At 43.0% G+C, this 12,234-nt stretch carries 15 protein-coding genes; 10 read left to right on the forward strand and 5 right to left on the reverse strand.

Annotation, left to right across the window (positions count from 1 at the left end; genetic code table 11):
* Positions 1 to 67 precede the first annotated feature (67 nt).
* From mscL to LLF92_10235, 8 genes are all read left to right on the forward strand, one after another.
* Positions 68 to 481 (forward strand): large-conductance mechanosensitive channel protein MscL, encoded by a 414-nt coding sequence (gene mscL, locus LLF92_10200; protein ID MCE5341475.1) that lies wholly within the window; start codon positions 68 to 70, stop codon positions 479 to 481.
* Positions 482 to 838: 357 nt separating this feature from the next.
* Entirely contained in the window at positions 839 to 1,930 is a 1,092-nt protein-coding gene (locus LLF92_10205) for a PEP-CTERM sorting domain-containing protein (GenBank protein MCE5341476.1), read from the forward strand.
* A 106-nt stretch (positions 1,931 to 2,036) separates the two neighbouring features.
* The gene (locus LLF92_10210; protein ID MCE5341477.1) at positions 2,037 to 3,407 is read left to right on the forward strand and encodes a beta-glucosidase; all 1,371 of its coding nucleotides are present in this window, start codon (positions 2,037 to 2,039) and stop codon (positions 3,405 to 3,407) included.
* Positions 3,404 to 3,886 (forward strand): hypothetical protein, encoded by a 483-nt coding sequence (locus tag LLF92_10215; GenBank protein ID MCE5341478.1) that lies wholly within the window; start codon positions 3,404 to 3,406, stop codon positions 3,884 to 3,886. Before LLF92_10210 ends, LLF92_10215 begins: the two co-directional genes overlap by 4 nt.
* Positions 3,862 to 4,218: a DUF952 domain-containing protein gene (locus LLF92_10220; GenBank protein MCE5341479.1), complete on the forward strand. Its 357-nt coding sequence runs from the start codon at positions 3,862 to 3,864 to the stop codon at positions 4,216 to 4,218. Before LLF92_10215 ends, LLF92_10220 begins: the two co-directional genes overlap by 25 nt.
* Before the next feature lie 53 nt (positions 4,219 to 4,271).
* The gene (locus LLF92_10225; protein ID MCE5341480.1) at positions 4,272 to 4,814 is read left to right on the forward strand and encodes a cob(I)yrinic acid a,c-diamide adenosyltransferase; all 543 of its coding nucleotides are present in this window, start codon (positions 4,272 to 4,274) and stop codon (positions 4,812 to 4,814) included.
* Positions 4,815 to 4,864: 50 nt separating this feature from the next.
* A complete protein-coding gene (gene ispD / locus LLF92_10230; GenBank protein ID MCE5341481.1) occupies positions 4,865 to 5,626 on the forward strand; it encodes a 2-C-methyl-D-erythritol 4-phosphate cytidylyltransferase in 762 nt (253 codons plus the stop codon).
* A 28-nt stretch (positions 5,627 to 5,654) separates the two neighbouring features.
* Positions 5,655 to 6,089, forward strand: a complete 435-nt coding sequence (locus tag LLF92_10235; GenBank protein MCE5341482.1) for a DUF3795 domain-containing protein — start codon at positions 5,655 to 5,657, stop codon at positions 6,087 to 6,089.
* Positions 6,090 to 6,353: 264 nt separating this feature from the next.
* Here LLF92_10235 and LLF92_10240 read toward each other — a convergent pair whose 3' ends face one another.
* The 5 genes from LLF92_10240 to LLF92_10260 form a co-directional block, all read right to left on the reverse strand.
* Positions 6,354 to 6,521 carry a hypothetical protein gene (locus LLF92_10240; GenBank protein ID MCE5341483.1) on the reverse strand — a complete coding sequence of 56 codons (168 nt, stop codon included), beginning with the start codon at positions 6,519 to 6,521 and terminating at the stop codon, positions 6,354 to 6,356.
* A 124-nt stretch (positions 6,522 to 6,645) separates the two neighbouring features.
* Entirely contained in the window at positions 6,646 to 7,632 is a 987-nt protein-coding gene (locus LLF92_10245) for an iron ABC transporter permease (protein ID MCE5341484.1), read from the reverse strand.
* The gene (locus LLF92_10250; protein ID MCE5341485.1) at positions 7,625 to 8,419 is read right to left on the reverse strand and encodes an ABC transporter ATP-binding protein; all 795 of its coding nucleotides are present in this window, start codon (positions 8,417 to 8,419) and stop codon (positions 7,625 to 7,627) included. Before LLF92_10250 ends, LLF92_10245 begins: the two co-directional genes overlap by 8 nt.
* Positions 8,400 to 9,308: a cobalamin-binding protein gene (locus LLF92_10255; protein MCE5341486.1), complete on the reverse strand. Its 909-nt coding sequence runs from the start codon at positions 9,306 to 9,308 to the stop codon at positions 8,400 to 8,402. Before LLF92_10255 ends, LLF92_10250 begins: the two co-directional genes overlap by 20 nt.
* Positions 9,309 to 9,329: 21 nt before the next feature.
* Positions 9,330 to 10,337: a virulence RhuM family protein gene (locus tag LLF92_10260; protein ID MCE5341487.1), complete on the reverse strand. Its 1,008-nt coding sequence runs from the start codon at positions 10,335 to 10,337 to the stop codon at positions 9,330 to 9,332.
* 75 nt (positions 10,338 to 10,412) lie between these two features.
* Here LLF92_10260 and ispG point away from each other — a divergent pair, with 75 nt between their 5' ends.
* The gene (gene ispG / locus LLF92_10265) at positions 10,413 to 11,474 is read left to right on the forward strand and encodes a flavodoxin-dependent (E)-4-hydroxy-3-methylbut-2-enyl-diphosphate synthase (GenBank protein MCE5341488.1); all 1,062 of its coding nucleotides are present in this window, start codon (positions 10,413 to 10,415) and stop codon (positions 11,472 to 11,474) included.
* A gap of 76 nt (positions 11,475 to 11,550) precedes the next feature.
* Positions 11,551 to 11,922 (forward strand): hypothetical protein, encoded by a 372-nt coding sequence (locus tag LLF92_10270; GenBank protein ID MCE5341489.1) that lies wholly within the window; start codon positions 11,551 to 11,553, stop codon positions 11,920 to 11,922.
* Positions 11,923 to 12,234: the final 312 nt, after the last annotated feature.

Genomic DNA, 12,234 nt, shown 5'->3' on the forward strand with positions numbered 1-12,234 from the left:
TGGAAATTATATACACTTTTGTCGCTTGTTAAAGTAAAAAATCAAAATTTTAGCACTATAAGCACAGATGAAGAAATGTATTGCATTATTTAATGTATGGCATAATATTCAGATTATGAAGATTTGGCAGGAATTTAAACAGTTCGCGATTAAAGGCAACGCCATCGATATGGCAGTCGCAATCATCATCGGCACATCTTTTAATAAGGTTGTAAACTCTTTAGTCAACGATGTAATTATGCCGCCGATAGGTTTTGTTCTCGGCGGTGTTGATTTCAAGAATCTTCAGGTTATCCTAAAACCAGAGACGCTGACAGCTGCTAACGACAAACTGCCGGCCGTGGCATTACGTTATGGTATGTTCATCAATACACTCATAGATTTTCTCATAGTCGCTTTTACAATGTTTATGGTAGTTAAACTAATGAACAAAATCCTAACCGCACGCGCCAAAAATATTTCCAAAGAAGAAAAGAAATAGCTTTATTCGACAAATGCATATAATAAACATTTAATATCTAATTAACACATAAAGATTATTAGTCTGTAATTGACACAATTGTACAAACAAATGTTTTCCTTATTGACATTTTCTGCCATTCATATGTAAAATAACGCCCGGTATTCATTTCACAGAGAGAGCGGCAACGTAAGTTAAAGTGCGATGTAAGGCTTCTATTACTTAAGTTTTCTTTCATTTTAATTTTTACGAGAAAGTGTGAGAGATGATACATAGGAGAAAAAGACAAAATCAGCAGTTTGAGGAATTCACGTTTTATTCTGCCTGTCCTATCCCTCTCGTAAAATATATATAGTTTTAATTTATGGAGGAAAGAGTATGCGAAGAAAAATTATTTTATGTTTGTGTGGTGTTGTAATTTTGTCGTGCAGTATTTCTGCATCGGCAGCGCAGTGGCAGCCATGGTATGATATCCAGCACAATTTCATACTTCGCCCTGGCGGTTCGATCGTACCAAAAGTTATATGGTATGAGTTTGAACACACATGGGCGGTCGATAACGCCAGTCCCGCACCGTATGATTTCGATGTCAATCCTCTCGCACAGCCGGCTAATTTTGCCCGTTTCGGCACAGATCGAGGCAAACGAAATGGCGATGTCATTAACTCCGGAGGAGCAAAAGTAAATAAGGATACGTTCAACGTTCCTCAAGGAGGCGGCGTGGGATCTGGCAGCATTACCTCGAATGATCCTGGTTCCACAGGCAGAGCAAATTCATCAGTAACTGTCAACCCGTTTGTCGCAGGCGGAAATGTAACTGGCAATGTGCATGTTTGGGGCGATGCGACAGCAAACGGTACGGGCTCGGAAAGAGGCGCCTATGGTTTCAGCTACTCCGGTGTTACCGCACAAGGCGGAAGAGCCTTAAAAAATGGACGAATCGCATGGAATCCCGTCTTTAGGGCGGCTGTATCCGGTTCGGCAGGCGGAGCTACATGGGGAACAGACCCAATCAATATTACCGTGCATGATTTGGTAACCGATGAAACGCTTATTGAGACGTTACTATTTATCGAGTGCGAACTGAACGGAATGAACGATGAAATTGACTGGAGCAACGGGATGTTGTCATTGGATGCAACCGATGCGGTATTTCACATCGACATCAGCAGCCAATACACTGTCCAACGGGGATATTTAGATTTGGCTGTTGAAAACGGTGTTATCACCACGTCTTCTGATGGCGGTATTTTTGATGGTATATTACCGTCAATTGGTGGTTCTGGAACTTTTGATGTGGCTTTGAGCAGTGAAATGATATTGGACTATGATATGGGCGAATTCGACGGCCACGACCTTGATGTTACACTTGATTGGTGCGGAACAGGTGCGGCGATTGTGCCGGAACCGGCAACTATTATGATGCTTAGTACTGGCGGATTTGCATTTGTACGAAAACGCAGAGCTTAAGCAAATGTAACTTTTTGTAGCTAACTAAAGGCTGCGAATGTTTTTTGAAAACACTCGCAGCCTTATTTGTTTGCATTTTTTATCTGCCAACCTTATCATTTTCGAAATGGAAAATGAAAAAAGTACATCGTTCCCGAACAACTTTATATGGGCGGCGGCATCCGCAAGTTATCAAATCGAAGGCGCCTTCAATAAAGACGGCAAAGGCCTGTCCGTATGGGATACATTCTGCAAACAGCCGGGCAAGGTTTACTCCGGCAACACCGGAGATATCGCCTGCGACCACTATAACAGGTTCGAAGAAGACTGCAAAATAATGAAGGACATCGGCTTAAAGGCTTATCGGCTTTCAATCTCCTGGCCAAGAGTCCTGCCCGACGGCATCGGCAAAGTAAACGAAAAAGGCCTTGAGTTTTACGACAAGCTGATTGATAAACTCCTCGAATACGGCATTGAACCGTGGGTAACACTTTTCCATTGGGATTATCCGCAGAGTTTGTTTGAAAAAGGCGGCTGGCTAAATCCGCAAAGCCCGGATTGGTTCGCAGAATATACAAAGGTTGTGATTGACAGACTTTCAAACCGCGTCAGCAAATGGATTCCGCAAAACGAACCGCAGTGTTTTATTGATTTGGGACATCGCACGGGCTATCACGCGCCGGGATTGAAGCTCGAATTGCCGCAACTGCTGCTCGCTGCGCATAATTCACTGCTCGCGCACGGCAAATCGGTACAGATAATCCGTGCAAACGCAAAATTAAAACCGTCAATCGGCACCGCATTGGTTGGCCTGCCGGCAATTCCAACCAGTGAAAATTTCATCAATGTCGAGGTTACCAAAAGAGCAATGTTCTCTGTATTCGACAACTCGCTTATGAATAACTCATGGTTTGCAGACCCTGTGCTGCTGGGCAAATACCCTGAAGACGGCCTGAAAAAATTCGCGGAAGAAATGCCGAAGTTCCGCGATGATGATATGAAGACGATTTTTCAGCCGCTCGATTTTATCGGCTTAAATATCTATCGTGGATGGAAAGTTCGTCCATCGTTAAAAACAGGGGCAGAAATTGTGCCTGCTCCGGAAGGTTTCCCATTGACGACAATGGATTGGGAAGTTACGCCGGAGGCACTGTATTGGGGCCCGAAATTTTTCTACGAAAGATATAAACTGCCGATAGTCATTACCGAAAACGGAATGGCAAATTGCGATTGGATTTATGAAGATGGCAAAGTCCATGACCCGCAGCGAATTGATTTCGTTACAAAGCATCTCAAGCAGTACAAACGCGCGATAGACGAAGGCATCCCGTGCAAAGGTTATTTCCATTGGTGTCTTACGGATAATTTCGAATGGGCGTATGGCTACAGCAAACGTTTTGGACTTGTCTATGTTGATTACCAAACCCAAAAACGCACGCTGAAAGATTCGGCGCATTGGTATAAAGATATAATTGCGACAAACGGAGCAAATTTGTGAAGATAAACAAGTATATTATTATTACTTCTTTGGCACTTTGCGAAATATTATTTTGCAGCGGATGTGCGGACTCTAATGACGTTCCAGATACTTTCGTTGATGGCACAACATTTTTTCAAACATCTATTAAATTAGTTGATATTAATGGAACACCTTTAGTAAATATGAATACATTTTTAACTTTTTACCCAAAAGAAACTCCTCAAAAGATCGATCAATCAAAAATCGCACCTACTAACGAGACAGGCTTTGTTCAATTAAAAGCCAATGCAAATTGGGGTTATAGCTACAATTCTAAGCAAGAACATGATTCAGGCCCCCCTGATATGAAGCCTCGAATAGCGTATTTATGGTATCAGGATTCAAAAAACAATTGGCAAAAAATGGAATTGAATATTAAACCAACGCAAATAACTTCAAAAAAAGATGCCAGTCATATTGATCTCGGAACCGTTTGTATTGGGACAAACTTGAAATGATTTATCACATCGCAAAAAAATCGGACTGGTCGGCCTGTGCAAATAAAGCTCCGTACAAACCGGCTGATTTTGACAAAGATGGTTTTGTTCACTGCTCTGACGACCATCAGGTTGAAAGGGTTGCGAACTGGATGTTTAAAGGCCAAAAGGATTTGGTACTGCTGAAAATAGACCCGACAAAATTAAACGCTCGTACAATCTACGAAAGCCCGCAGGGAACAGACGAAAAGTTCCCGCACATCTATGGCCCAATTAATCTCGATGCAGTCGTAAGCGTTTTGTCATTGCCCTGCGATTCAACAGGCAAATTCAATTTCAATAGTATAGTGTAAATTCGTGTCCATTCGTGGTTGACCTTTTGCATTCATTTCCTTATCATATTCCCATGCTTTCAAAAGGATTAGTACAAATTTATACCGGCACCGGTAAAGGCAAGACAACTGCCTCGTTTGGCCTTGCGCTTCGAGCCGCGGGCTGGGGTAATAAGGTTATAATCTATCAATTCCTTAAACCGGCATCTCTGAAACTCGGCGAACGCAAAGCCGTTGCGAAAAGTCAACTGGCGATTAAGATTGTTCCATTAAAAATCGAATGGAATATGAAAAAATCCCTCGACGACGGCAAAACCATCGAGAAAACAAGGCAGCAAATCGCCCTGCTGTTCGAAAAAATTCAAACACAAGCGAAAAACAGAGAATATGATATAATTATCCTCGATGAAATTGTGTTCTGCCTGACAGCTAAACTTGTTGCTTTAGACTTAATAAAGGATTTGATTAAATCAAAGGCAAAGCAGGTGGAATTAATTCTAACCGGCCAAGGAGCAACAAAAGAATTGATAAAGTTGGCCGATTTGGTTACGGAGATGAAATTGATTAAACATCCATTTGAAAAAAAAATCAACGCCCGTAAAGGGATAGAGTTTTAAAATTTATAGTGTAAATTCGTGTTTTTTCGTGGTTAATAATAGGCTTGAAAATGAACATAGCTGTCATAATTTGCGCTGCGGGAAGCAGCAAACGGTTTGTCGAAAAGCAGAAGCATAATCTCGAAGCGGCAAAGAAAAAGCAGTTTTCAGATGTTGCCGGCCGCCCTGCGTTTTTGCGCAGCATTGAATTTTTCGCCGGCCGCGACGATGTTAAGCAAATCATAATGACAATCCCTGCCGAAGATGAAGAACTTTTCAAAATCACACATGGCGCAAACATCAGCTTCCACGGCGTAAAACTCTGTCTTGGCGGCAGTGAGCGTTTCGAGTCCGTGGCAAAGGCACTTGCGATGGTGAAAGACGATATCGATTTTGTCGCCGTTCACGATGCTGTCAGGTGCTGCCTGACGGAACAATGGGTAAATGACGTTTTTGCAAAAGCCAAAGAGACCGGCACGGCAATGCTGGCCAGCCCTGTCGTTGCGACACTCAAGAAAGTTGAAAACGAACAGATACTCCAGACCGTTGACCGCAGCGGATTATATGAGGCACAAACTCCGCAGGTTTTCAGGAAGGATATGCTTTTAAAAGCGTACGCGAATCTTGAAAAACTTGATAAGTCTAAAATTAGCGATGATTCCCAGCTTGTCGAGGCTATGGGGGAAAAGGTTTCGATAGTTAAGACGGATTTTTCAAATCTCAAGATAACGACAAAAGCAGATATCGCGATAGCCGAGGCGATTATAAAATCCCGCACACAGGATAAACCCAAAGGCTATGTCGGCCCTTACGGCAACGAAGCACAGTGGTAAAATACTATATTTTCGAAGGAGAATTCAAATGGCAAACAAAACAGATTTAATAGCTTATTGCGGGCTTAATTGTGGGCAGTGTCCGGGATATACGCAGATACCCGCTAATCTGGCAAAGAATTTAAAAAAAGAACTTACAAAAGGTAAATTCGATAAGGTATCGGATTTCCTGGCTAAAATGCCCGGCTTTGAAGGCTTCAAATATTATCAGCAGGGATTTGAATTACTTGAATCGATTACAAAACTTCGCTGCCCCGGCTGCCGAAAAGGCGGCGGCTCACCAAAATGCAAAATCAGAATTTGCGCAAAGAAAAATAAATATAAGGGTTGTTGGCAGTGCTTGAAATTTGAGGATTGCGGTAAGTTCGTAACATTGCAGGAAGACAATCAGAAAACTTATCTGAAGAACTTGCGAAAATTAAAAAAGACCGGACTTGAGAAATTTGTTAAAAACAAAATCTAATACCACAGGTATTTTTCAATCGCGCGTTGAACGGTTCGTAAACCATCGTGCCTGCTTCGCCAAGCCGCGAATCACAATTGCACAATTATTTAAAATCGTCGGTGTTACAAGCTGACAGGTGTGTAATCGCGGTCGTAATTAGTGATTTTTGATACTGCGGTGAAAACAAAAGACAGGAAACCCAACAGCACCATAACCAGGATTCACAATGATACGGATATAGAATTATGCCCGTCGTAAGACGGGCATAATTAGCGGGCCAAATTAACCGTTTTTCTTTTTAGAATAGCAGTTTCTGCAAAATACAGGTCTGCCTTCTTTAGGCTGGAAAGGAACTTCACATTCTTGTGAACATTCAGCACATACAGCTTTGTACATCTGGCGTGGTCCGAAACTTTTACCGCCCTGACCACCTCTGTTAAAATCTCTCACGTGACTTCTCCGAAAAAAACTAAACTACATAATCTTTCACCTGCCCAGAGCAGGTAAATATAGGGTCTAATATATACCATAAATCTTTTGTTTTGCAAGCAATAAATATAAATTATTTAACGACTTACAAATTGCGATTAGCCGGACTTCTAACCAGCAGCCAGACGAAAAACGGCCCCCCCAGCAGCGAGGTAATCACGCCGACCGGAATTTCCGCCGGCGAAATCAGCGTTCTTGCGAAAGTATCGCACAAAGTCAGAAATGCACCGCCGAAAACTAATGATGCGGCAATCAAATACTTATGGTCATGTCCGATAATAAGTCTGCAAATATGCGGAGCCATCAGGCCGACAAAACCAATCGGCCCACAATAAGCCACGACGACCGCAACCATAATTGACGTCGCGAAAAAAATCAGCTTCCGCGATTTTTGAACATTCACTCCGCGGGCGATTGCGATTTCATCGCTGATACTCATAAGATTCAGATTTAAATTCTGCGTCAAAATAATTATCACACCCATGAGTGTAAACAGCAGAAAAATCATCGGCGTTTGACCGCCTGCGACATCGATACTTCCCATCAGCCAGCGGACAACACGAAACGACTGCGTAAAGTCGCTGATGTACTGCAGAAACAAAATCAGACTTGAAAAGAAAAAGTTTACCGCCACGCCGGCCAAAAGCATTGTGCCGACAGAAAACCCTTTCCTGACTTTCGTAAATCCATACACAAGAAAAACAGCCGCCAGCGAGCCAATAAATGAAAACAATATTCCGCCGTAAGGCAGTTTCAGCGATGCCGCAAACAGCACGTATATCGCCGCACCAAACGCAGCACCTGACGATATACCCAGCGTAAAAGGCGTCGCAAGCGGGTTTCTGAACATCGCCTGAAGTGCCACGCCACAGCAGGCCAGTGCTGCCCCTGCCAAAAACGCGGTTAAAACTCGCGGCAGACGCAGCGAATAAAAAATCTGCGACTCGGTCGTAGTCTGCTTCAAATCGCTCAACGCTGAAAACGGAATACGCACAGAGCCGATAAATGGCGATACAGCCAAAACAGCCAGTGCGAAAACACAAATCAGAAAAAATGTAAATTTTTTATTCATTCAAAACTTTATCAGGAACAATTAATTTTTGACCTGTTGACGGATGCAGGACAAAACTGAATTTTTTGGAATATATATCTTCGAGAATTTTCTCGTTCATAATCTCGGCCGGTTTCCCCTGAAAGACAATCCGACCGTCGCGCAAAGCTATTATCGTATCCGCACAAAGCACAGCAGAATTTAAATCGTGCGTTACACAAACAAGCGTTGTGCCGAAAGTCTTATTAATTTTCATCAGCAGACTGTGAATATCGAACTGATGTTTATAGTCGAGATATGTCGCCGGCTCATCGAGCAGGAAAATTTCAGCCTGCTGCGCCAAAGCGGCCGCGATACTGACCTGCTGACGTTCTCCGCCGCTCAATGTCGCCATCACCCTGTCGGCAAAAGCGGTTGTTTGAGTCATTTCCATCGCGTCTTTTACAATTTTTTCATCCTGCGGACCAATAACCGAAAACGGGCTTAAATGCGGGTAACGTGCCATTAAAATGAATTGCCGAACGGTAAACTGAATATCAGCCGGCAGGGACTGCGGAACATAAGTCAACACCGCGGCGAGCTTTTTTTGCGGATATTCTTTTATGTCTCTGCTTTTTATTTTTATCGTACCGGTGTAATCATCGATAATCCTGCAAAGACACCGAAGCAGCGTAGTTTTGCCCGCGCCGTTGGGACCGACAATAAAAAGCCGTTGTCCTGCAAATGCGGAAAAGGAAATTTTGTCCAAAATCCGTTTGCCCGCGACTTCAAAGCTTAAATCTGTTGTGTCAATTACTGTTTGGTTCATTCGGATTTATTATATGCGCAATCTTCTCTAATGTCAGTATAAATCTTGGCCCCGGAATTGCCGTGTAATCTTCCGTGAAAACATAAACCGCGTTGTTTTTCGCCGCGTCAATCTGACTGAAATTCTTCCATTGCCGCTTTGTAATTTCCGCATCAATCGGCTTAGTCTCCACCGGCCCGATATCGATAATAATCTGCGGATTCATCGCGATTACCGATTCCCAACTGATAACCGGAAACGGAACTTTGCCGTCATAAATATTTTTCCCGCCTGCATATTCAATCATCTGGCTGTAAAAACCGTCATTACCCGCGATCGTAATATGCTGCGGCTTCGAACACGGGTCTTGAGAGTAATCATGCCCAAGACTTATCATTACCCGCGGCGGAGATTGATTTCGTACAGCGTTTTGAATCAGCAGGATTTTATTTTTTATATTGCTGACAATTTCGTTTGCCCGGACGGTTTTGCCGCACCGCTGCCCTATGATGTTAATGGAATCAAGAATTTCATTGATAGTGTCGTGTTTGACGATGAGCGTTTCAATCCCCAGCGAATCAAAGCGGGTTTTGTAGTCCGCCATTTCATCGACCATAATCACAAGGTCGGGCTTGAGAGCGACAATCGCCTCGAAGTTCGGATTCATCAGTGCGCCGACACGCTGGATCTGCTTCGCCGCCGGCGGGTAATTGCAGAATTCAGACGTACCGACAATCTTATCGCCCAATCCCAGTGCGAATAAAATTTCAGTTATATTCGGCGCGAGCGAAACAATTCTATTGCAGGAATTGCTCTGTGGAATAGATTTGGCATTATTCGTTAAAACCGCAAAAAAGGCAGCGGCAAAACAAACCAAAACTATAATAAATATAATATATCGCAGTTTCATTTTATTGGGAAACAATCAAGTTTAGTTGTGTTTTTCGTTATCGTTCTTTTTCAGGATTTTTTTAACAACCATATCAAAATCAGAAATATAGTTGTTATCTCTCTCGACCCTATATTTATCGAATTCCTGATGTGCTTTTAAGGCGGCTTGTTCAGCACTGACTTTGCCGGAATTTTTAAGGAGTTGGCGTTCACTGACTTTCAGAAACTCATCAAGTTTGACAATCCAGTCAGCCATCTTCATTAACCGCCCTCTGCTTGCCTGAAGTTCCGCAAAATCCAGATACATCGAAACAATAAGATTTAGCTGCTTGAGTTCGTCCTCGGAAAGGTAGTTTTTGGCGATTGTAATATCACCGGCAGTAATATAGCGGCCCTTAAATCCTGTAAGCCCCATCAATGGTTTTTTGCTGTCTGCGCGTTTTGCAATAATTTCCGCCGCGGTATGGCCGTGAACTGCATAATGAATCTTATTCTGTACAGTCGCAAAAAAATCATGTGTAAGTTTATCATCCTTGCGGTAATCAATCGCCGTGATGTAAATATCTGTAATTTTTTGATAAAAGTTGCGTTCACTGCTGCGAATGTCTCGGATTCGCTGGAGCAACTCCTCAAAATAACGACTCCGACCACCCTGTTGCTTCAACCGTTCGTCGTCAAGTGTAAAACCTTTGACTATGTATTCTCGCAGCCGCTGCGTGGCCCAAATGCGAAATTGCGTGCCTCGTGTTGATTTTACACGATAACCAACAGAAATAATGGCATCGAGATTATAATGCTTTACATCATAATTTTTGCTATCAGAGGCAGTTACCGAGTATTCCTCGGTAACTGATTTTTCGTCCAATTCCCCCTCATTAAAGGTATTTTTCAGGTGTAACCCTATATTGTCAGTACTGCATTCAAAAAGTGAGGCCATCTGCTTTTGGGTCAGCCAGACAGTTTCCTTTTCAACCCTGACCTGCAGCTTCGACTGACCGTCATCAGTAGTATAAATAATTATATTTGGTTGTTTTTCGTCTTTTTTCATTTCTCTGAAAGCATATAGATTAGTGCCGGTATTTTAATTTGCCAGCGGACATAAAACAAGTTAGAATCTGGAAATATGATAAAAAGACGCACAACAACAACGGTAACGGTTAAGACTGTCAAAATCGGCAGCAAACACCCTGTCGCCATCCAGTCTATGATAAAAAAGGCAACCACAGACATCGCGGGCTGTTTGAAACAGATAAATGCTCTGGCGGCCGCAGGCGCGGACTTGGTAAGATTGGCTGTCCCCACAAAGCCGGACAGTATCGCGTTTGCCAAAATTGTGCAAAAGTCGAAAATTCCGCTCGTCGCCGATATTCACTTCTCGCCCGAAAGAGCAATCGAGGCTATCGAAGGCGGCGCAGCAAAAATCCGACTCAACCCCGGCAATATCAAAAGCAAAGAAGACATCAACAGAATCATCGACTGCGCAAAGGCTCACAAAATCGCGATGCGTATCGGCATAAACGAAGCGAGCATCCGCGATTTGAAACACGACATACCATACAAACAGCGAACCGCATTAATGATTAAGGAAATGGCAGGCTATATCCGTCATTTTGAATCCCGCGGTTTTGACAATATGGTTTTGAGCGTCAAGAGTTCGGATGTGCTTCGGACAATTGAATCGAATAAAGCAATCGCGGAGAAATTCAAATACCCGATACATCTGGGTTTAACTCACGCAGGCCTTGCCGAAGACGCAATCATCCCCGCTTCGGTAGCATTAGGCACTCTTTTGCAGCAAGGCATAGGCGATACGATTAGAATCAGTATTGCGGGCGACCCTGTCGGCGAAATTGAAATCGCAAAGAAAATTCTTACTTCGCTTGAACTTTACAAAAGAAATGAACCGGAACTAATCGTCTGTCCGACTTGCGGAAGGTGTCAGTGGGATTTGGTAAGTTTCGCGCAGGATGTGAAAAAATATCTTGCGACAATTCACAAACCGATAAGAGTCGCGGTGATGGGTTGCGTTGTAAACGGCCCCGGCGAAGCGGCAGACGCTGATGTCGCAGTTTGTGCAGCCGCAGATAAAGGCTTTATCTATAAAAACGGCGAAAAAATAGGCGCAGCAAGCAGGAGCAAACTTTTCGCGGCTTTGAAAAAGGAAATTGCGAAAATCGGTTATTAGTGATTTGCCTTGCCAATACCTTGGCAGAGTTGTTTGATATTTTATTTTTTAAGGCAGGTATTAGAAAGGAGAAGTTATGGGAATTCACAATCGAAGATCAGCTTCAAGACGTAGCAAAAAGGCTAAAGTAGTCGAGCCAGACAAACGTCCGAATAGTATCGGCAAACGTCGTTGCGTAAAGAACATCAATGAAGACGATTGTTACTTTATTATTGAGGACGAAATCCTTCACAAACAGCAACAGCATAGTGCACACCCTAAACTTATTGCTTTTCAGCGCATCAAGTTTGAAGCGGATAACCAGATTGAGTATCGACTCGGATATTACATGGTCGGAGTAAAGCCGGGTGCGAAAGGTCGATGGGTCTGGGGGCAGTTCTGTCTTATGATACCGGAGAAAGATCTCAAGAAAATCCTGAAGAAAGCACAAAAAAAAGGATGGTTCTAACCAATCAAATGTGGAATACGCGGCAAGCCTTACCTCTGATTTGTGTTGTTCGGTAATAGAAACGCCGATAATGAAATATGAAAAGACTGTTTTAGTTATAGTGTTATATGGCTTTTATACGAATACCAGGAATACCGGGTAAAATATTTCAGCCTGACTATATCGGGCCGAGGAAGCATAACTGTCCGGATTGTTTCTTTTGCCAGATGTGCAGTGACGACAGATGCGATGCGTGCCTGAAAAACAAAAGAAACAAAAAGCGAAAATGCAAAAAATGTAAAACTCGAAGCACTAAATACTAAACAATTTCAA

Source organism: Planctomycetaceae bacterium (assembly GCA_021371795.1).
GTDB lineage: Bacteria > Planctomycetota > Phycisphaerae > Sedimentisphaerales > UBA12454 > UBA12454.